At 67.7% G+C, this 19,478-nt stretch carries 16 protein-coding genes and 5 pseudogenes; 3 read left to right on the top strand and 18 right to left on the bottom strand.

Annotated elements, in window-relative coordinates:
* Window positions 1-384 precede the first annotated feature (384 nt).
* Together AAW14_RS28815 and AAW14_RS28810 are read right to left on the bottom strand one after the other, a co-directional pair.
* Window positions 385-1,275, bottom strand: a complete 891-nt coding sequence (locus AAW14_RS28815) for a transposase (protein ID WP_265566960.1) — start codon at window positions 1,273-1,275, stop codon at window positions 385-387.
* Between the two features lie 181 nt (window positions 1,276-1,456).
* A complete protein-coding gene (locus tag AAW14_RS28810) occupies window positions 1,457-2,014 on the bottom strand; it encodes a CGNR zinc finger domain-containing protein (protein ID WP_265566958.1) in 558 nt (185 codons plus the stop codon).
* 85 nt (window positions 2,015-2,099) lie between these two features.
* Between AAW14_RS28810 and AAW14_RS28805 the strand changes: the two genes are divergently transcribed.
* Both AAW14_RS28805 and AAW14_RS28800 read left to right on the top strand, forming a co-directional pair.
* Entirely contained in the window at window positions 2,100-2,972 is an 873-nt protein-coding gene (locus AAW14_RS28805) for an alpha/beta fold hydrolase (protein WP_265566956.1), read from the top strand.
* Between the two features lie 215 nt (window positions 2,973-3,187).
* Window positions 3,188-3,370: pseudogene (locus AAW14_RS28800) on the top strand (IS6 family transposase); the annotation flags it as partial.
* A 107-nt stretch (window positions 3,371-3,477) separates the two neighbouring features.
* Here the strand turns inward: AAW14_RS28800 and AAW14_RS28795 are convergent.
* Both AAW14_RS28795 and AAW14_RS28790 read right to left on the bottom strand, forming a co-directional pair.
* A pseudogene (locus AAW14_RS28795) lies at window positions 3,478-3,634 on the bottom strand (IS110 family transposase); the annotation flags it as partial.
* A gap of 53 nt (window positions 3,635-3,687) precedes the next feature.
* The gene (locus AAW14_RS28790; protein ID WP_265566954.1) at window positions 3,688-4,851 is read right to left on the bottom strand and encodes an ROK family transcriptional regulator; all 1,164 of its coding nucleotides are present in this window, start codon (window positions 4,849-4,851) and stop codon (window positions 3,688-3,690) included.
* Window positions 4,852-5,191: 340 nt separating this feature from the next.
* Between AAW14_RS28790 and AAW14_RS28785 the strand changes: the two genes are divergently transcribed.
* A complete protein-coding gene (locus tag AAW14_RS28785; RefSeq protein ID WP_265566953.1) occupies window positions 5,192-5,923 on the top strand; it encodes an ATP-binding cassette domain-containing protein in 732 nt (243 codons plus the stop codon).
* 8 nt (window positions 5,924-5,931) lie between these two features.
* On the opposite strand, the pseudogene AAW14_RS28780 reads toward AAW14_RS28785, so the two are convergent.
* The 14 genes and pseudogenes from AAW14_RS28780 to AAW14_RS28715 all read right to left on the bottom strand — a co-directional run.
* Window positions 5,932-6,060: pseudogene (locus AAW14_RS28780) on the bottom strand (IS110 family transposase); the annotation flags it as partial.
* A gap of 194 nt (window positions 6,061-6,254) precedes the next feature.
* Window positions 6,255-7,028 carry a M15 family metallopeptidase gene (locus AAW14_RS28775; RefSeq protein ID WP_265566951.1) on the bottom strand — a complete coding sequence of 258 codons (774 nt, stop codon included), beginning with the start codon at window positions 7,026-7,028 and terminating at the stop codon, window positions 6,255-6,257.
* Between the two features lie 385 nt (window positions 7,029-7,413).
* Window positions 7,414-9,129, bottom strand: coding sequence for a murein biosynthesis integral membrane protein MurJ (murJ, locus tag AAW14_RS28770; RefSeq protein ID WP_265566949.1), 1,716 nt, complete (start codon window positions 9,127-9,129; stop codon window positions 7,414-7,416).
* On the bottom strand, window positions 9,126-10,301 hold the full coding sequence (locus tag AAW14_RS28765; protein WP_265566947.1) for a lipid II:glycine glycyltransferase FemX: 1,176 nt from the start codon (window positions 10,299-10,301) through the stop codon (window positions 9,126-9,128). Before AAW14_RS28765 ends, murJ begins: the two co-directional genes overlap by 4 nt.
* A gap of 100 nt (window positions 10,302-10,401) precedes the next feature.
* A pseudogene (locus AAW14_RS28760) lies at window positions 10,402-10,737 on the bottom strand (IS5/IS1182 family transposase); the annotation flags it as partial.
* Window positions 10,676-11,005, bottom strand: a pseudogene (locus AAW14_RS28755) (IS110 family transposase); the annotation flags it as partial. The pseudogenes AAW14_RS28755 and AAW14_RS28760, both read right to left, overlap by 62 nt.
* 1,657 nt (window positions 11,006-12,662) lie before the next feature.
* On the bottom strand, window positions 12,663-13,454 hold the full coding sequence (locus AAW14_RS28750) for an alpha/beta fold hydrolase (RefSeq protein ID WP_265566946.1): 792 nt from the start codon (window positions 13,452-13,454) through the stop codon (window positions 12,663-12,665).
* 50 nt (window positions 13,455-13,504) lie between these two features.
* Window positions 13,505-14,707, bottom strand: coding sequence for a thiolase family protein (locus tag AAW14_RS28745; RefSeq protein ID WP_265566944.1), 1,203 nt, complete (start codon window positions 14,705-14,707; stop codon window positions 13,505-13,507).
* Complete coding sequence (locus AAW14_RS28740; RefSeq protein WP_265566942.1) at window positions 14,704-15,348, bottom strand: CoA transferase subunit B; 645 nt, start codon at window positions 15,346-15,348, stop codon at window positions 14,704-14,706. The genes AAW14_RS28745 and AAW14_RS28740 overlap by 4 nt, the downstream gene beginning before the upstream one ends.
* Window positions 15,348-16,103, bottom strand: coding sequence for a CoA transferase subunit A (locus AAW14_RS28735; protein WP_265566940.1), 756 nt, complete (start codon window positions 16,101-16,103; stop codon window positions 15,348-15,350). The genes AAW14_RS28740 and AAW14_RS28735 overlap by 1 nt, the downstream gene beginning before the upstream one ends.
* Window positions 16,103-16,387: a muconolactone Delta-isomerase gene (gene catC / locus AAW14_RS28730; protein ID WP_265566938.1), complete on the bottom strand. Its 285-nt coding sequence runs from the start codon at window positions 16,385-16,387 to the stop codon at window positions 16,103-16,105. Before catC ends, AAW14_RS28735 begins: the two co-directional genes overlap by 1 nt.
* A 6-nt stretch (window positions 16,388-16,393) precedes the next feature.
* On the bottom strand, window positions 16,394-17,248 hold the full coding sequence (catA, locus tag AAW14_RS28725; RefSeq protein WP_265566937.1) for a catechol 1,2-dioxygenase: 855 nt from the start codon (window positions 17,246-17,248) through the stop codon (window positions 16,394-16,396).
* Window positions 17,249-17,272: 24 nt separating this feature from the next.
* Window positions 17,273-18,376, bottom strand: a complete 1,104-nt coding sequence (locus AAW14_RS28720; RefSeq protein ID WP_265566936.1) for a mandelate racemase/muconate lactonizing enzyme family protein — start codon at window positions 18,374-18,376, stop codon at window positions 17,273-17,275.
* Window positions 18,373-19,290 carry a LysR substrate-binding domain-containing protein gene (locus AAW14_RS28715; RefSeq protein WP_265566935.1) on the bottom strand — a complete coding sequence of 306 codons (918 nt, stop codon included), beginning with the start codon at window positions 19,288-19,290 and terminating at the stop codon, window positions 18,373-18,375. Before AAW14_RS28715 ends, AAW14_RS28720 begins: the two co-directional genes overlap by 4 nt.
* Between the last annotated feature and the right edge of the window lie 188 nt (window positions 19,291-19,478).

Here is a 19,478-nt window from a genome sequence, read left to right as displayed (position 1 = left end):
GCGGCCTCGCGTGCATGGCTGAAAGGTGGTTGTCATCTCTGAGAAACGACCCGAAGCAGTCCAACCGCAGAGGGACTGACTGAGGCCCAAAAGATCGCTGCTGCCTGGTACGAAAAGAACTCTGACGTTGCCGAGGCGGCTGCGAAGTGTGGGCCCGACGACTCGACTTCGGCCTCTGAGTCTGCGGCTCCTTCCCCCACCACTGGGGGCTTTCCGATGCGGCGGACTCAGGCGAGCAGGGGGAAGAAACGCCCTCCCCGGTAGGTGCCCCCGCCCACCGACCGGCTGCGAAACGGCGGCCCCGCTACCTCGGGTCGTGTTCACCTGAGGATGCTGTGCAGGGGATCGAGCCGAGAACATGGGTCACGTCCGCTTGCTTCTATGTCAAGCGGTTGCTGCGAGGTGGACCGGCTGCTCAGCGGAGAGGAGAGCGTCGCGGCGTAAGGCCCGGTAAACGACATCAGAGAGCCTGCGCTTGAGGGCGCGGATTTCTTCGGTGCTCGTGTCGCCGGCGTCCCGTCGGCGCTGCAGGTAGGCTCGTGCCTCGGGGTGGTAGTGAGCCGGCGTGATCGCAATGCGGTGTAGTGCGACGTTGAGCTGTCGGTTTCCCATGCGGCTGAGGCGGTGACGTTCTCGGTTGCCGGACCATACCGGCAAGGGCGCGGTCCCGTTGTGCCGGGCGTAAGCACTCTTGGACTTGAAGCGTGCGATCCCAGCGGTCTTTCCGAGGACCTCCGCCGCGGTGAGAGCTCCGCAGCCCGGAATCTCCAGGAGAGCCGGGGCGAGGCGGCTGATGAGGACGGTGATCTCGGCTTCCAGTTCTCGGACGATCGTGGTGAGCTCTTGGCAGCCGGCCAGGAGTTGCCTGGCCAGGCGCGCGACGATGCCGATTCGACCGTCGAGGACGTCGCACACCGTGCACACGTGTTTGGGCTGGGTGAGGCTGCGAGCTGGAGCGTCCAGGGCCGGATCGAGTTCGTGCAGGTGCCAGCGCAGCCGGTTGATCACGTGGGTGCGTTCGGCGACCAGATCGTCGCGGTGGTCCATGAGCAAGCGGACGTCCCTGCTTGTGCCGTCCAGATGCGCGGTGGGCAGGTCGGGTTCCCGCAGTGCCGCTCGAGCTGCGGCCGGAGCGTCGATGGGGTCGGATTTGCCATAGGTGCGGGCGGCGGTGCGGCGGTGGGCCATGAGCTTGGGTGGAACGCGCACGATCTGCTCGCCCGCTGCGAGGAGGTCTGCCTCGAGGCGGCGCGAGAGCCGGCGGCAGTCTTTCACCGCTCACATGCGGTGCTCACCGAAGCGACGTGCCCAGACGAGTAAGCGCAGGTGATCGGCGCTGGTGGTACCTGTTGTGTGGCTGCCCAGTTCGCGCCCGTGTTCATCGATGGCGACTGCCGTGTGATTGCGCTTATGGGTGTCGACGCGTGAGCGTGCCCGAAGGTGCGGACCGCCCGGGCTATCCGGCCTTGTGGCGCTGATAGTGGCGGGCGACGCGCACTCGGTTGCCGCAGCGGGCGGCCGAGCACCAGCGGCGGCGCGGATGGGCGGGCAGGAAGAGCATCACGCACCCATCCGCCTCGCACTCGCGGATCCTGGTTACCGCCGGATCTGCCAGCAGTTCGGCGGCGGCTTCCGCGAGGCAGCCCGCCAGCCGCCGGCCCAGTGAGCCGTCGCGTCGGCGCGTGGCGGCCACCGCCACCCCGTTCCACGCCAGCTCGTTGATCGCAGGCGCGGCACGCTGCGCCTGGTTGAGCGCCTCCAAGTCGGCAGACAGGGGCTCAACGCCTCGGCGAGCGTGGTCGAGGGCGCGGGCGATGTGCTCCCGCACGGCTTGCACGGCGGCCAGGTCCGCAGCGGTCACCTCCTGTGGCACCGGGTCCGGGTGGCGGCCGACCTGGAGAGCCCACCAGGCCCGCAGGTCTTCCGGGGTCGCGAGCAGGTCACCGACGGCCGTACGGGTGTTGACCAGGTCCAGCGCCAGCGGTTCTCCGGTCAGAGGCACGAGGTCACTCATATTTCTAATGATACATCCTCACATTGACACGTTAGTGAGACCCTCGCTATACCTAATACATCTATCGCCGAAGAAGGGGTTAGGCATGTTCTCTGCAGTCGCCCGCACCGTCCACCGCCACCTGGAGGTCGACGGCGTCCGCGTCTTCTACCGCGAGTCACTCCCCGACCGGGCCGACGCGCCCGTACTGCTGCTGCTGCACGGCTTTCCGTCCGGATCTCACCAGTTCCGCCGCCTCATCGACGTGCTCGGCTCCCGCTACCGGCTGATCGCCCCGGACTACCCCGGCTTCGGCCACACCCAGGTCCCGGACGGCTTCACCTACTCGTTCGACCGGCTCGCCGACATCACCGAAGGCTTCATCAAGCTCCTCGACCTCGACCGGTTCGTGATGTACGTCTTCGACTTCGGCGCGCCCATCGGCTTCCGCATCGCCGAACGCCACCCCGAATGGATCGCCGGACTGGTCGTACAGAACGGCAACGCGTACGAGGAAGGACTCTCAGAAGCGGCCCGCGGCATCCTCAGCCTCACCCCGCAGACCCCGGGCGGCCAGGACGCGATCCAGGGCATGCTCACCCTCGACGGCACCCGAAGCCAGTACGAGACCGGCGTCACCAGCCCCGACCTGATCGCCCCGGAAGGCTGGACCCTCGACCAGAGCTTCCTGGACCTGCCGGGCCGCAAGGAGGCCCAGCAGGCACTGATCTTCGACTACCACTCCAACATCGAGCACTACGACGCTTGGCAGGCGTGGCTGCGCCGGCACACCCCGCCTACCCTCATCACTTGGGGAAGCCACGACCCCTTCTTCCCTGAGCCCGGGGCCCACGCCTACCTTCGCGACCTGCCCGACGCCGAACTCCACCTCTTCGACACCGGCCACTTCGCCCTCGAGACCCATCTGCCGGAGATCGCCCCACTGATCGCCGACTTTCTCGACCGCGCCTGGAAGTAAGCAGGTCCGCTCACTCCTGTACGCCACCCACGCGGCGCGACCCCTGGTCCGTCGCGTGAGGCCTTCTCTCGCCGCGGCGCCGTGGGTCGCCGTGGGAGTGCGCGCAGACGCGGAGCCGGTCAGGCGCGGCCTGTTCCGCCGGGCGTGCCCGATCGAGCTGGAGAGGGTTGTCCGTGAGGGACGCGTCACCGCCGTAAGGGGGGCACCGGTACCCGGTGGAGGTGATCTCCCACTGCGTGTGGCTGTACCTCCGCTTCCCGCTCAGCTTCCGCGAAGTCGAAGAGCTCATGCTCCAGCGCGGTGTGATCGTCTCCCACGAGACCGTACGCCGCTTGTGCGCGAAGTTCGGGCAGACCTACGCCCACCAACTGCGCGGCCGCCGAACACCGCCTCGGGATGACCATCCGCTTCACCATCCGGGACCAGATCATCAAGAACATCAGCCCGCCCGCCACAAGCCGACCCAGAATCCCGCACCAGGCCCCACCCGCTCGAACGCGCCGTCAGACACCCACGCACCCAACAACGTGACAACGCCCAAAGAGCGCAAGGTGTGCGGCATCGTCCGTGCGGCGTCCGCGATCACGGCGCCGTTGTATGACGACCTTGCAGCCGGCGTCACCGGCGACCGTCAGGGGCAGGGCTCCGATCGAGGCGGGCTGGGCCCGGAGGCCGACGGCACTCTTGCAGGACCGCGAAGAAGGTAACTCGGGTGTCACCTCGGGCGGGTCGTTCTGCGCGCGAGTTGGGTGAAGGCGAGGCGCACCGCTCCCATCGCTGAGGCTTCCGGCCCCAGGCCGGTGGCGAGGACGGTGACGTCGTGGTTGGTCGGTAAAGCCAGTTCCCTGATGCAGTTCTTGATTTCGGGGATGAGGTGCTCGGAGGCTCGGGCGAGGGCGCCTCCGAGAATGATGGCGTCGGGGTTGAAGCCGTTGCACAGGAGACTCGCCGCCTGGCCCACTTTGGCGGCGGCTTCGCGAAAGATGCGCCGAACCGCGGGGTCACTCGCCTCGAGCAGGCCGGTGGCCTGGGCGAGGGTGAGCTGCCCGTGGGCCGGGCGCAGCGCTTCGAGGATGGCGGGGATTCCCGCGTAGACCTCGAGACAGCCGCGTGCTCCGCAGCGGCACACGGGACCTGTCAGGTCCAGGCTGGCGTGTCCGAACTCGCCCGCGCTGCCGTTGCCGCCGTCGATGATGTTGCCGCCCAGGACGAGTGCTCCGCCGACACCGGAGTGGAGCTTGAAGAAGAGGTACGCACCGTAGCCCTGCCCGGTCCCACAGTAGGTCTCGGCCGCGGCGGCGAGCTTGGCGTCGTTGTCCACCGTGACCGGCAAGTGCAGGATGTGTCGCAGGTGCGCGGCGACGTCGTGCCCCGCCCACGTCGGGATCATGCTGGAATGCGTGACCTTGCCGGTGCGCCGGTCGATCGGTGCGGGCACGGCGGCACCCACGCCGAGGAGTGCGTCGTCCGGCAGCCGGGCCTGTGACAGTGCTTCGCCCACCAGTTCACCGGCCACCCGCACGCCCGTTTCCGGCGGGTAGTCGACCTCCAGCTCTCCGACCGCGAGGGCGCGGATGCGGCGCGCGGCGTCTGCGACCACCGCTCGTATGTGCCGGTAGCCGAAGTCGATCCCGACGGCGCACCCGGCGTCGGGATTCAACGTCAGCAGCCGGTGCGGGCGTCCACGGCTGCCCGTCATCACGATGTCGGTCTCGACGACGAACCCCTCGGCCACGAGCTCTCCGATGACGCGGCTGGTGGTCGACCGTGCCCAGCCAGCTTGCTCGGCGAGGGCTGCCCGATGCATCGGGCCGTTGACGATGAGGAGATCGATGGCTCGCGTGGACAACGAACCGCTTGAACGGGGAAGCGCCGGCATGGCCTTAATTTTGTTCTATGCAGGCAATATTGACTAGTAGTTAGCCCCTATTACGAATGAATTACGTCCCTAGTAGAACGAAATATGCGCGTCATACGGTCACTGCCATTCACAGCTCCGACGTAGAGGAGGTGGCCCGTGGCGAATGCAGGGACTGTGCCGCGGCCAGAGGTGCGTGGGTGGGCCGCCAGGGATTTCGCGCACCTGCGTGACGCTCTGGAGACGAACCTGCGCACGGGCGACGACCAGGGGGCGACGGTTGCCGTCTACCGCCACGGCACTCTGGTGGCCGATCTGTGGGGCGGAGTGTCGCAGGACGGACAGACCCCGTATCCGCGGGATGCCCTGCAGGTGGTCTTCGTCGATCGACGTGCACCCGGGAGAGGTGCACTGCCTGCTCGGTGACAACGGCGCCGGGAAGTCCACCCTCATCAAGATCATGTCCGGGGTCCACCCGCCCACCGGCGGAACCGTGGAAATCGCCGGCGAGCCGCAGTCCTTCCGCTCCCCTCGCGATGCGCAGGCGGCGGGCATTGCCACCGTGCACCAGGACGTGGGCGCGATCCCGCTCATGAGCGTCTCGCAGAACTTCTTCCTCGGCCTGGAACCGGCCAAGGGCCGCGGACCGTTCCGGCGCACCGACACGGCCACGGCCGACCGCGTCGCGCTGGAGCACGTCGCAGCCATGGGCATCCGCCGCGTCACCGATCCCCGGCAGCTCGTGGGCACCCTGTCCGGCGGCGAACGACAGGCCCTCGCCATCGCGCGAGCCATGTACTTCGGCGCGCGGGTACTCATCCTCGACGAACCGACGTCCGCGCTGGGAGTCAAAGAGACGGCTGTCGTCCTGCGGCAGGTCGACGCGGCACGGCGGTCCGGCATCGGCGTCGTCTTCATCACCCACAACGCCACACACGCGATCAGGATCGGCGACCGGTTCACCGTACTCATCCAGGGAGAGGTCGCGGCCCAGTTCTCCCGCGGCGAGAAATCCCGCCACGAAATCATCGACCTGATGGCCGGGGGAACAGAACTGGACGAACTCCGGCACACGATCGACGACGATTCCTAATGGAGATGTCAAGCTGCCGGCGTGACGGGCGGTATGGGGCTGTGGCATCGTCCGTCACGCAGCAGGGCCCGCAGGACGTTGACCCGGCGGTGGGGGAGCGCGAGGACGGCCTGGACGTGTCGTTTGCCTTCGGCGCGGTGAGGTCGGCCCGGGGCGCCCTGCCAGCATTGCTGCTGGTGGATTTCCCCGGGCCGCCTCCCGAACCCGGCGTGCCCGTTACCGAGCACCGGGCTCTCCACAAGTCCTGCTGGATTGCCTCGGGTTCCTCATTCCGCGGAAGACTGCAGCGAGCGCCCCCATCTACCACTGCAGGGACAGAGGGTGGAAAAGGTCACTTGTCCCGGGACGGCGGTCCGGCGTAATGCTTGGACGGATAGCCGGTGTCAAAGTGCATGTAATCCACTCCGCGAATATCTTGCCAGACCCACCCCTCCTTGACGAAGGTTCTCCATAGGAGATCTCCTTTCAGGATTACACCTGGACCCTCTTTGCGCTGTCTGAATTTCCCACTGGGTGACCAGCATCCGCAGCGCGGATCTTTCCATGGGTTCTCCATCGGATTGACGTCGATTGCGCGCCCATTGGCATGGGGGGATTCCGGAGCTGGGGCATTGATCTGATCAGGGCGCCGACAGTTGAAATCGGAAGTGTTGTCTGCCTTCGCGCTGGCGTGGTCATCGCCATTGAATTCCTCAAGTGGCTCCATGCTTCGTATGGGGAATTTCTCATTGAAAAGTATGGTGAAGATCCGAGCCACGCTTTCTGCTACATCGGTATTGACGACCAGCGTTCCGCGCTTGACCTTCCCGTCAAAGCCGTAGTGATTCATCACTACGCGGCGCAACTGGGACCGACTGCTGACCGGGCACTCCTTGTAAACCATTCCAGCTGCCACCATCCTGCGCCACTGATCGGGGGTGACTTCGAGTATTCGGGCGTCAGCCTCTGGTCGTTGAGCCTTGGTAGCGGCCAGTGTGTGTCTCGGCTCAGGGTGTTGCGCCGGTTTATCCTCGGTTATGGCACCGCAGGCCGAAGTGGAGACGAGGCAGCAGACGAGCGTCACCTTCGGTACGTGCCTACGCGCGATCTTGGAAAAGTCAAGCAAGGGAAGTAGGTCTCCTCTGAGACTCGGAAGTTCCATGCAGAGGGCTTGCCGGGAAGTAACTATGGTCAATGGGCACACAGTTGCGGAACACGGCCTCCTCCCTCCTCATACGCCCAAGGCGAGGGGGAGGGAGGATTCGACAAACATGCGCCCCTCCGGCGTCATCACGTCGTTGCCGCGATGCCACCCAAGTCGTCGAGAAGGCTCGGCGGCACCGTACGGCCGGCCGCAGTGACCAGCCTGACCTTGTCGCAGCCGACCGCGCAGCATTGGTCCTTTTCTCCCGCCTGGTGAACGCTTCGCCATACGAAGAGCAACGCATGCAAGGTGTCCCTGGTTCAATCACGCAGGCGGTTGAGGCGGTCTTGCGCAAGGTGGCACCTGGTCAGTTGGGGTGCCGAAGGCGGTCCTCCGAACCGCCTCGCGAGGTACGGCGACGTGTGCGGGGCACCGCCCTGAGAGCGGCCTCCAGTTCGGTCAGGCGCAGAGGACGAGACAGCAGTGCGAAGGTCGCCAGGATGGCGGCCGCGCCCGCGGTCACCGCGGCGAGCGGACCGGTGGAGGCCGCGTGCGCGGCCGCCAGGTGGCCGAGTGCGGCGGCCGGGACCGCGGCCAGCAGCAGCCGGGCCAGCGCGGACGCGGACGGGGAGCGCCACAGCGCTCGCCCGGGACCGGTCGTCACCCGGAGCCTGCGGTTCAGCACGTACGCGGTGACCGCCCAGCCGGCGAAGAGCGCCACCGAGTACGCCCCGGCCATGCCCGTGACAGCCCAGCGCGCGGGCAGCACAAGAAAGGCGGCCACGGACAGTCCGGCGTTGAGGCCGGCGATCACCAGGTTCAGTAGAAACGGCGTTCGAGTGTCGGAGAGCGCGTAGAAGGTGCGTGAGAGGACGTACTGTCCGGAGAAGGCGATCAGCCCCGGCGCGAAGGCCATCAACGCCCCCGCCATGACGGCGATGTCGTCCGGGCCGGTCCTGCCGTATTGGAAGGCGACTGCCATGATCGGCTCGGCGAGCGCGACGAGCGCGCACGCGGCGGGCACCACGGCGGCGGAGCTGCTGCGCAGGGCATACGAGACGTCCCGTCGCACGCCCGCCGCGTCACCGTCGGCCGCCGCCCTGCTCATCCGCGGCATCAGTGCGGTGACCAGCGAGACGGTGACGATCCCGTGCGGCACGGCCCACAACAGATACGCGTTGCTGTACGCGCTGAACCCGGCCCCGCCTTCGATCCCCTCGGCCGCCGCGCGCTGTCCCGCCATCGTCGCGAGCCGGGTCACGAGCCAGTACGCGAGCTGGTTGGTGAGCACGAGCAGCACCAGCCAGCCGGCCGAGCGCAGTGGATGGGACAGCCCGCTGCCCCTCCAGTCGAACCTGGGCCGCCATCGGAACCGCGCCGCCCGGAGGGACGGCAGCAGCGCCAGCACCTGGGCGACGATCCCGGCCGTGGTGCCCCAGCCGAGCAGCGCGGTCTCGCCGGGGGTGAGCATGCCCCCCGTTCCGGCCGTCGCCAGGTACAGACCGAAGACGGCGATGACGACCACGTTGTTGAGGACCGGGGTCCACATCATGGCGCCGAACCGGCCCCGGGCGTTCAGCACCTGCCCCAGCAGCGTAAACAGACCGAGGAAGAAGATCTGCGGCAGGCAGTAGCGCGCGAAGGCGACCGTCGTCGCCGCCTGCGCTCCGGTGTAGTCGGTGTAGGCCGCGACGATGGCGGGCGCGCCGAACACCGCCCCGGCCGTGATCAGCAGCAGGGCCACCGTGCAGACGGTGAGCAGCCGGTCCGTGTACGCGGCCCCACCGTCCGCGTGCTTCTTGGAGGCCTTGACCAGCTCGGGCACGAAGACGGCGTTGAGCGCACCGCCCAGGAGGAGCGTGTAGACGATGTTGGGCACGGTGTTGCCGACCGCGTAGCCATCGCCGGCCAGCCCCACGCCGAGCGCGGCGGCGACCACGGCGGACCGTACGAATCCGGTGGCGCGGGAGACGAGGGACCCTGCGGCCATGACCGCGCCGCTGCGCAGTACCGAGCCGGGAAGGCGGGCCGGCTGCTCCGTCGTGGGAGTGTCGGCGCTCGCGGGAGTCGCGGAGGTGCTCATCGGCGGGCCAGGTACATCTGGAAGGCGCGGTGCAGCGCGTGGTTCGCGGTGCCGTCCAATGGCGTCTCCCATTCCCCGAGCGTCTCGACGACGTGGCCGCCGGTGCCGAGTTTCCAGCGCAGCAGCCCGAACGAGCGGGATTCGGGGTCGAGCGTGGACTGTACCCCGCGCATGTCGTAGACCCCCGCGCCCCGGGCGTGGGCGTGGAGCATCATCTGCCACTGCAGGGCGTTGGAAGGGCGGACCTCGCGCCTGTGGTCGGCGGAGGCCCCCGTCTGGTACCAGATCCGCCGACCCACCGTGATCATTGTGTGGGCGGCCAGGATCTCGCCCTGGTGGCGGGCGAGATAGAGCCTCATCCGGCCCGGCTCCTCGGCGTTGAGGGCCGCGTACTGGCGCTCGAAGTATGCGAGTGAACGGCCGAGCCGGAAGCCGTCGCGCTCTTCGGTGATCTGCAGCAGCCGGTAGAATTCGGCAAGGTCGGCGGCGCCGCCCACCGTCACCTCCACACCAGACTTGTGTGCGCGACGTATGTTGCGCCGCCACTCCTGGTTGAGAGAGGCCCAGAGGTCGTCGGAGGTACGCCCGGCCAGCGGCACTTGGAAGACGTAGCGAGGCTGTGCGTCGCCGTCGTCTTCGCTGCGCTGCCAGCCGCGGGCCCGCAGCCGCTCGGTGACGGCGGCGCCCAGGGGATCGACCTCACGGGCGAGCACGTCGGTCACGCGTCGCCCCGGGCCGCTCCCCGCCTTGAGGCCGGCGGCGTCCCACCGACGGTAGTAGGGTGCAGGTCCGATGCGAACGGCGAAGGCTCCCGCAGCGCGCAGATGGCGCAGCAGCGGGTTGAGCCAGCCGTCGAGATCCGGGTCGGCCCAGTCCGCGACGGGCCCTTCGGGCAGATAGGCGAAGTACTTCCGAGTACGGGGGAACTGACGCAGCAAGACCAGCGCCACTCCGCTGAGTTCTCCGGCCCCGGGGCCCGACTGCCGCCCCCAACCGAGGAGTTGGGCCTGCCAGCCGCCCTTCACCCCAGCCCAGGACGGGCACTGCAGAAAGCTGGGAGCCAGGGCGGAGCCGGCGCGGGATGCCAGGAAGGCACGATACGCCTCGGCGGATATGGGCCCCAGCCGCGCCTCCTGCTGACCACAGCTTGCCCCCGCGATTAGCGCTGACATACAACCTCCACACATCCCAGAACTCACACGGTGACGAGAGCGAACACCTCCATCGACCCGTACGACGCACCACTCCCAACACCGGATCAATGAACCTCTCTCATCCTCTGTTTCCGCAGATCAGCAGGGCGTGTTTGGCGGCGATGGTGCGGCTGATGCTGTTGGTTGAGCACCGGGCCCGGCGTAGGATCCGCCGGGCCTTGAGTTGCGCGAAGGCGCGTTGACCGGGAGCCCCGAGCCGGGCGTGGTCGCAGTTCTAATGGTGGTAGAGCGCCGGGAGTTCGCGTCGGCCGTAGTAGGGAGAGCGGACGGTGGCGCCAGGGCCCTGGCAGGCCCGGTCGGCCGGGATGAGGACTTCTCGCCTGAGGCACGCCTGGACGATGCCGTGCGCCCGGGCAGCGGTGGTCCCGGCGTCCGCAGTCGCGTGGTACAGGGGCCAGGTCGGCGTATGCGGCCAGGCGGCCGGCGTCGCGGTAGGACTTCAGGTCCGCCCGCGCACTCCCCGGCGATGGCGACGAACTCAGCGTTCTGGAGAGGCCATGCTGGGCAGCGACTCGATGATCTCTGCGGGGTCGCCGGTGCGGAAGGGTCCTGGATCTTCTTGTCGCCGCGATCTGCTCGTCCAGTGCGAGCAGCTGGTGCGCCAGCTCCGCGAGAAGGGCCGCGGCGCGGGCCACGCCCAGCAGGGCTGGTTGTGCTGCTCGGTCCTGACCCACCTACGCAAGAACGAGACGCTGCCCGCACTGCCCGTCGCCTTCGGCGTCGCCCTCGATGACCCACTCGTAGTTCGACTTTTACCCTTCACCGCATAGCGTGACCAAATCGGGCGAACCAAAGCCCCCCGGAGCCTGTAGGCGCGGGGCTGATCCTTTGTGGCTCGGTGTGCGTAGTGGTTGTGTAGGTGAGGTTGCAGTTCACTGGGCTGGTACCAGAGCCGTGGTGCTTTTTGTTCGTCTCAGCGGAGACTGCCTGTGTGAGAGGAGCGGGTCGGGATGGTTGCTTTGAGCGGTGAGTCTTTTCCGCCTGACGGCGGTGCCGGCCTGGTTGTGTCACTCCCCGAACGGGAGTCGTTTCGCGATGGCTTCGGGAGTCAGTCACCCGGTCTTTTCGCAAGATCAATGTCAGACTCTCGGCCCGCGGGTGACTTTCGACGTCGCCGACATCGTTCCGGCTTCAACGAGGTAACTCCCACAGGAATGTTGAAACGACCTCCCCATTGAGATGCATAACCACACTGACTACTGGCTCATATCGCATTTTCGGCATGTGACGTGAATGAAAGTTTCGTCGGTTGTGCGAACAATTACTGGCCGGTAAAACACTAAGGTCGCATTCACGTGCGGCTACAATCAATTAAGGAGTGAATTATGCCGGATGACCGAGGAGATATTTATTGGAACGCGTTTAGGGAGGTGCTGGATCTCTACCTTATAGAAGACGGTGTGGTCATGCTGCCAACTTACCAAAACCAAGCAAGTGATGGGACGAAGATTCGCCTAGGGCGTGATATCTCCGAATATCGAAGGAGGGGGCTTCCGTCGGACTGCCCGGCCGAGGTAAGGGAGGCGCTGGTCGAACACGGCCTAATAAAAAGCGAAATGACGGCTGGCCCGCCGCCTTACAGCCCCGCGGCTGCTCAAGGGCCGCTGCCTGGATACACGGGGAGTTCCCAGCAGGTGAGTGGGAATTCGGCATCAGTGCACAGTTCCAGCCAGCGTGGCACGTCAGGGTCAAGCCAGACTCGGAGCATATAGTGCGGGAATTCGGCGACGCTGAGGGTCTCTCCGTGAAATAGCGTCTGTTCGTGGGCAGGGCGCCGGGGAGAGGCACGTTCGCCCGGTTTGATCACGTGAGTGCCCGGCTGACGCCGGTCGCGAGGCGGGTACGGCCCTTGTGGATCACGGAGTACCACGCTTCAAGATCCGCAAGGTGCCGTGTTCGTTTCCTGTCGAGCCGGGGGCGCTGTCCCGCGGCGCGACCGGGCGAAGACCGGCTCCACCAGGTATCCGCCGTGACCCAGGAACTCGGGGTGACTCCAGTCGGGAGCCACGGTGCCGGGCCACCTGATCGGCGCCTGCACCGGAGTCGCGGTCGCCGGCGTGGCGCGCACACCGGGCGGCCCCTGCGTCGACTACGCGCCGGACAACGGCTTGACGGCCAGTGCGACGGCGCTTCGGCCGGTACCGACCGGGCCTGGTCAGCGCAGGGGCGGGACAGCTGTCGAAGGCGACAGCGTGCAGGCAACCATCCCCCGCATCGGCGTTCCCCGTGCGGAAAGGGGGGTGGGGCCGAGTTCCTGGATCACGCCATGGATCCGGGCGGCCATGGGAAGCCGTCGGCAGGGGCTCACAACGGCCCGGCTCATCGAGCGGTTGCATGGGCCAGATGCGTCGTGAGTGCGGCTTCCAAAGACTCGGGGTCTTCGACGGCGAGATGTCCACAGGCGATGGTTTCGAGGACTGCGTGCGAAATGCCCGTCGCCAGTTCCTGGGCGTGTTCCCACGGTGTGGCCGTGTCGTGGGAGCCGCCGACGACGAGGGTCGGGGCGCTGATCCGGCCGAGGTCCGGGCGCAGGTCCAGCGCGGCGAGAACGCCACAGCACGCCGCGTAGCCGACCGGGTCGGCCGCGGCGAGGTCGGCGAGGAGCCGACGTCCGAAAGGCTCGTCGGCGAAGTCGGCCGTGGCGAACCAGCGGCTGGGGCTGGTCTCCAGCAGGGGAGTGGTCCCCTTGAGCCTTACCAGATCCGCACGTTCGTGCCAGGCGGCCGGCGCGCCGAAGTGTGCGGAGGAGCAAACCAGGGCCAAGGAGGCGACACGGTTCGCATGGTGGGCGGCGAGATGGGCCCCGATGGCACCCCCGAGAGAGACGCCCGCGTAGTGGAAGTGATCCCAGCCGTGGTGATCGGCAAGGTCCAGTACCAACGATGCGAGGTCATCGACCGTTGTACCTCCGGCCTCGGGATGGCCGAGGAGGTCGGTTCCTGAGCCGCCGTGTCCGGGCAGGTCGAAGCGCAGCACGCGGAAACGGCGGCTCAAAAGGGGCAGTTGGGGCTCCCAGAGGGCCTTGGACGTGCCCAGGGATGGACCGAGAATCAGCGGCGGGGCATCGTCCGGGCCGACGAGGTGATGGTGGAGCAAGGGGGAGGCAGGCACAGCGACTCCTGGAGCGAGGTCCTTGAGGGTCCTACCGACGTCTGCCGGTTCTAACGTTCGAGGACGAGGGCGAGGCCCTGGCCCACGCCGATGCAGAGGGTGGCGACACCGAGGCCGCCACCGTGGCGGGCGAGCTGGTGGGCAACGGTGCCGGCGAGTCGAGCGCCGGAGGCGCCGAGCGGGTGGCCGAGCGCGATGGCGCCGCCCTGCGGGTTGAGCACGGCCGGGTCGAACTCGGGCCACTCGGCCACACACCCCAGCACCTGGGCGGCGAAGGCCTCGTTCAGCTCAAGTACGGAAAGGTCGTCGAAGCCCTTGCCCGCCCTGGCGAGCGCCCGGTTGACCGCCTCGACGGGGGCGAGCCCGAAGTAGTGCGGGTCGATCGCCGAGACACCGGTCGCGCGGACCCGAGCGAGCGGCTCACGGCCGGTGGCCTTCAGACCGTTCGCGTCCACCAGAAGCAGGGCGGCGGCCCCGTCGTTGAGCGGCGAGGCGTTGCCCGCGGTGACCGTGCCGTTCTCCTTGCGGAAGGACGGCTTCAGCCTGGCCATCGCTGCGAGTGAGGCATCGGGCCGTACGCACTCGTCGGCACCGAGGACGACCGGGTCGCCCTTGCGCTGCGGGACGGCTGTGGGCGTCAACTCAGCTGCGAACAGGCCCTGTTCCTGGGCGGCGGCCGCTTTCCGATGGGAGGCGAGCGCGAACTCGTCCTGCTCCTCGCGGCTGATCTTGTGCTTTTCGGCGATCAGCTCCGCCGACTCGCCCAGTGGGATGGTCCACTGCGGGTCCATCTTCGGATTGACCATCCGCCAGCCCAGCGTGGTCGAGTACAGCTCGGCATGCCCAGCGGGGAACGGCCGGTCCGACTTCGGCAACACGTACGGTGCCCGGGTCATCGATTCGACACCACCGGCAATGGCGATGGAGGCGTCCCCGACGGCGATGGCGCGGGCAGCCTGGATGACCGCCTCCAGCCCGGAGGCGCACAGCCGATTGACCGTCACTCCGGGCACCGTTGTGGGCAGACCGGCCAGCAGGACGGCCATGCGGGCGACGTCGCGGTTCTCCTCACCGGCGCCGTTGGCGTTGCCGAAGTACACATCCTCGACACGGGACGGGTCCAAGTCGGGTGTACGGGCCAGCAACTCACGGAGTGCGTGGGCGGCGAGGTCGTCCGGACGCACGCTCGCCAGCGAGCCGTTGTAGCGGCCGATCGGCGTGCGGACCGCATCGACGATGTAGACGTCCTTCACCGCACGGCCTCCGTCACGGTCAACTTGGCGTCGGTCCTGTCCACGATCTCCTCGACGGACACGCCGGCGGCCGTCTCCACCAGGACCAGACCCACATCCGTGACGTCCAGGACGCCCAAGTCGGTGATGATCCGATTCACGCATTCCTTGCCGGTCAGCGGCAGCGCACATTTCTCGAGGATCTTCGGGGAGCCGTCCTTGGCGGTATGCGTCATGACCACGATCACCCTGCGGGCACCGTGCACCAGGTCCATCGCCCCGCCGATGCCAGTGACCAGCTTCCCCGGAACGGCCCAGTTGGCCAGGTCGCCCCGCTCGGAGACCTGCATCGCACCCAGCACGGCGACATCGATGTGGCCACCGCGGATCATGGAAAAGGACAGCGCGGAGTCGAAGAAGGACGCACCCGGCAACACCGTCACGGTCTCTTTGCCCGCGTTGATCAGGTCGGGGTCCACCCGGTCCTCGGTCGGGTAGGGGCCGGTGCCGAGGATGCCGTTCTCGGATTCGAGGACCACTTCCACGCCGGGCGGGAGGTGGTTGGGGATCAGGGTGGGCAGGCCGATGCCCAGATTGACGTACTGGCCGTCCTGCAGCTCGCGCGCGGCTCGCGCGGCCATCTCTTCCCGTGTCCACGACATCAGTTGCTCACCGTCCGCTGCTCGATCTTCTTGTCCGCCGCCTGCTCAGGGGTGAGCCCGACCACCCGCTGGACGAAGATCCCGGGCAGATGCACCGCGTCCGGGCCGATCTTGCCGGGCTCGACCAGCTCCTCCACTTCCGCGATGGTGACCTTGCCCGCCATCGCGGCAATCGGGTTGAAGTTGCGGGTGGACTTGTTGAAGACAAGGTTTCCGTGCCGGTCGCCCTTCACCGCCCGTACGAGGGCGAAGTCGGTGCGGATGCCGCGCTCCAGCACGTACTCGGTGCCGTCGAACTCCCGCACCTCCTTCGGCGGCGATGCCAGCGCGACCTGGCCCGAGCCGTCGTAGCGCCAGGGCAACCCGCCCTCGGCGACCTGGGTGCCGACCCCGGCCGGGGTGTAGAAGGCGGGAATGCCGGCCCCGCCCGCACGCAGCCGCTCGGCCAGCGTGCCCTGTGGGATCAGCTCCACCTCCAACTCCCCTGCCAGGTACTGACGGGCGAACTCCTTGTTGGCGCCGATGTAGGAGCCCGTCACCCGGGCGATCCGCCCCGCGGCCAGCAGCACCGCGAGCCCGGACTCCATCGCCCCGCAGTTGTTGGAGACCACCGACAGGCGGCTCACACCCCGCTCGTACAGCGCCTGGATCAGCGCATTCGGAACACCGGACAGCCCGAATCCGCCCACCGCCAGCGACGCGCCCTCCGGGACGTCGGCCACCGCCTGAAGGGCCGTGGCGACCACCTTGTCCATCACGCGACCGCCAGGTCCGAGGGGTGCTGGGCCAGGGGCGTGACCTCGATGCTCATGTAAGGGAAGAGCGGGAGGTTCCACAGGATCCGGTGGAGCGCTTCGTTGTCGGCGACATCGAAGACGCTGATGTTGGCGTACTGCCCGACGCACCGCCAGATGTGCACCCACTCACCGGACTTCTGCAGGCCCTGGCAGTACGCCTTCTCCCGGGCCAGCAGGTCCGCGCGGACCCCGGGGGCGAGGTCGCGCGGAATCTCAACGTCCATACGTACTGCGAACAACACGGTCCATCACGCCTTGTCGAGCACGAAGTCGTACGTCACTTCACGGCCGTCGCCGTCCGCCACCGCAACCGGGTCGAGGATCAGCTCGGGCTTCACAGCGGAGGCGATGTCGTCGGCGACGTGCTCCCCGCCCTTGAAATACAGCTGGGTGGTGATGAGCCGGCGTCCCTGGGCCGAGACCTTCAGGTGCAGGTGGGCAGGGCGCCAGGCGTGCCAGCCTGCGGCGGCGATCAGCTTGCCGCAGGAGCCGTCGGTGGGGATCTGGTACGGCGCCGGCTCGATTGTGTGGATCTTGAAGTTGCCCTGCTCGTCGGTGACGACGGTGCCCCGCAGATTCCACTCGGGCACGTTCGGCGCGAACTGCGAGTAGAAGCCGTCGTCGTCCGCTTGCCAGATCTCCACCGTCGCGCCGGAGAGCGGGGTGCCCTCCACGCTCTTCACCTGGCCCTGGAAGGCGAGCGGCGTGCCCTTCTCCCCGTCCCTCATGGGCAGGGTCGTCTCGGCGGGCAGCCGCGGGGAGCCGGGCACGTAGTACGGGCCCTCGATGGTGCCCTTGCTGCCTTCCCGGTTCTCGTTCGCGACCTCCTCGACGACGTGCTCGAGCCACACGTCGAGGAAGAGCGGCCACTCGCCGTCCTCTCCGACCTGGATCAGCCACGACTTCAGTGCGTCGTACTCGGCATAGGTCACCTTGTGACGGCGGATGATGTCGTGGGCTGCGGCGAGCAGTTCGGAGACCAGGGTGTCCACTCGCTGGGTGTCGGCCGCGGCCGTCTCCGTACGCTGCTTGCTGCGGAACTGCTCGGTGGCGGCGGCTCCGGAGGCGGCGGCGGAGGCCTGCTCGGTGGTGGTGTCGGTCATGATTGTTCCGTTTCCTCTCGGTTGTCAGCGGTCCTGGCGGTAGCGCGCAAGCTTGTCGGGGTCGATGTCTATGCCGATTCCGGCGCCTTCGCGGACGCGCAGGGTGCCGTTGTCGATGGTCAGCGGCTCGCTGAGGAGGTCGTCGGTCATGTCGAGGAAGTTCGAGAGCTCACCGCAGTGCTGGGCGCTCGAACGATGGGCGGCCCCGAAGGTGACCGTGCACAAGGTGCCGATCTGGCTGTCGATCTGATTGCCCATCACCACCTCCACCCCCAGTCCCTCGCACTCGTGCAGCACGCGTTGGGAAGCGGTGAACCCGGTGCGGGCGGTCTTGATGCTGATCGCGGTCGCGGAGCCGCCCAGGATTTCGCGGGTGACCTCGGCGGGCCGGGTGACGCTCTCGTCGGCGATGAAGGGGATGGGGCTCTGGGCGACCAGCCAGCGCCGGCCCAGCACGTCGTCGGCGGGGCAGAGTTCCTCGGCGAAGGTGAGGCCGAGGTCGGCCATCTCACGCAGGGCACGCGCCGATTCGGATGCCGTCCAGCCGCGGTTGCCGTCGACGTACAACTCGGCGTCCGGACCGAGAGCCTCGCGCAGGGCACGGCAGGCGGCGACGTCCTCGGTGTAGGGCCGCCGGCCGACCTTCACCTTGAAGGTCGTGATGCCGTAGGTGTCCCGGATCCGTTCCGCTTCCGTGACCATCTCCCCGGCGGGTGCGAAGCCGACCATGTGGCTCACCCGCATCCGGTCGGTGTAGCCGCCCAGCAGCCCGGACACCGGCATCCCGGCCGCCTGGCCGAGGATGTCCCACAGCGCCATGTCGATCGCGGCCTTGGCCGTAGGGTTGCCGACGGTCCGGTCCAGGCGCTCGTGGACCGCCTCCCCCTCCAGTGCGGTCAGGCCAAGGATCTGCGGCGCGAAGATCTTTTCGATCACCGCGACGATCGACTCCTGGGTCTCGCCATAGGTGTAGGGCCGGGGCGGCGCCTCGGCCGTTCCCGTCAGGCCCTCGTCGGTGTGCACCCGTACCAGGACGTGGTCGGCGGTGTGCACCTCGCCGCTCGCGAACTTCAGCGGTTTCGCATAAGGAATGGCGAAGGGGATTGCCTCCACCCGGACGATCTTCATGCCACCCCTTCGGGATCTTCGGCGGCTTCGAGAAATACGTCGTTCCGCTCCAGCACCTTCAGCAGATGGCTGAGCAGCGGCGAGTCGTCGTCCTCGCGCCAGGCGATGACCAGAGGAACGGTCAGCGCGTTCTCGATCTGCCTGCACACCACGCCCTCGCGGGGTGCCGAGCGGATCGAGTCGGGCAGGACGGCGATGCCGAGGCCGACGGCGACCAGGGCGAGGGCGGCGGAGGTCTCGGTGACCTCGTAGGCGCAGTGCGGGTAGAAACCGGAAGCGAGGCAACTGCGTACGACGGCGTCGTTGAGGACGGAGCCCAGCGTGGCGCCGTACATGATGAAGTCCTCGTGCCGCAGCTGCTCGATCCGGACCGTCTCCGCCTCGGCAAGCCAGTGTTCCGCCGGCACGGCGGCGACGAGTGGTTCGTCGGCGAGCGGCCGGTGTGCGATGCCCTCCTGGCGGATCGGCGGGCGCAGGACGCCGATGTCGAGGCGCCGCTCGATCAGCCCGAGCTCCTGGGCGGGCGTGAGCATCTCGGTGTGCACCTCCATCATCACGTGTGGCATCTCGCGCTTGAGCAGCCGTGCCAGAACGGGCAGTTGGCGATACGAGGCCGAGCCCGTGAGGCCGACCCGGAGCACTCCCTCCACCCCGGAGGCGAAGCGTCCCGCCCTGGCAACCGCCTCGTCGACGGCCTTGAGGATGCGCTCCACGTCGGTGCGGAACACCTCACCGGCGCCGGTCAGGGCGACCTGCCGGGTGGTGCGGGTGAAGAGCTCCACGCCCAGTTCCGTCTCCAGACGGCGGATCGCCTGGGAGAGCGGAGGCTGAGCCATGTGCAGGCGTTCCGCGGCTTTTCCGAAATGCCGGGTTTCTGCAACGGCCAGGAAGTACCGAAGATGCCTGAGTTCCATCGGGCTGCCCTTTTCCGGTGCCGGGGCCTCGAATGCGTCTCAGCGTAGGAAGCGAACCCGATACGGAACAAATACCTGATCGCAGCGTATTGAGACGTCGGACATATCAATAGCCCCCTGGGTCAACCCTGGGGGAATGTCTGGGGCAGACTTTTCACCGCGCTGCCATGGTGCTGAAAGGCAATGGC

This window comes from Streptomyces hygroscopicus, assembly GCF_026168105.1.
In the GTDB taxonomy this organism is placed as follows: domain Bacteria; phylum Actinomycetota; class Actinomycetes; order Streptomycetales; family Streptomycetaceae; genus Streptomyces; species Streptomyces hygroscopicus_D.
This window is presented reverse-complemented; position numbering and strand designations above follow the sequence as displayed.

Coding starts and splice junctions, on each gene's coding strand:
- AAW14_RS28720 (WP_265566936.1), bottom strand. CDS start 18,376: ATGAAGATCGTCCGGGTGGAGGCAATCCCCTTCGCCATTCCTTATGCG.
- AAW14_RS28810 (WP_265566958.1), bottom strand. CDS start 2,014: ATGAGTGACCTCGTGCCTCTGACCGGAGAACCGCTGGCGCTGGACCTG.
- murJ (WP_265566949.1), bottom strand. CDS start 9,129: ATGAGCACCTCCGCGACTCCCGCGAGCGCCGACACTCCCACGACGGAG.
- AAW14_RS28785 (WP_265566953.1), top strand. CDS start 5,192: ATGCCCTGCAGGTGGTCTTCGTCGATCGACGTGCACCCGGGAGAGGTG.
- AAW14_RS28805 (WP_265566956.1), top strand. CDS start 2,100: ATGTTCTCTGCAGTCGCCCGCACCGTCCACCGCCACCTGGAGGTCGAC.
- AAW14_RS28735 (WP_265566940.1), bottom strand. CDS start 16,103: ATGGACAAGGTGGTCGCCACGGCCCTTCAGGCGGTGGCCGACGTCCCG.
- AAW14_RS28790 (WP_265566954.1), bottom strand. CDS start 4,851: ATGCCGGCGCTTCCCCGTTCAAGCGGTTCGTTGTCCACGCGAGCCATC.
- AAW14_RS28740 (WP_265566942.1), bottom strand. CDS start 15,348: ATGTCGTGGACACGGGAAGAGATGGCCGCGCGAGCCGCGCGCGAGCTG.
- AAW14_RS28765 (WP_265566947.1), bottom strand. CDS start 10,301: ATGTCAGCGCTAATCGCGGGGGCAAGCTGTGGTCAGCAGGAGGCGCGG.
- catA (WP_265566937.1), bottom strand. CDS start 17,248: ATGACCGACACCACCACCGAGCAGGCCTCCGCCGCCGCCTCCGGAGCC.
- AAW14_RS28715 (WP_265566935.1), bottom strand. CDS start 19,290: ATGGAACTCAGGCATCTTCGGTACTTCCTGGCCGTTGCAGAAACCCGG.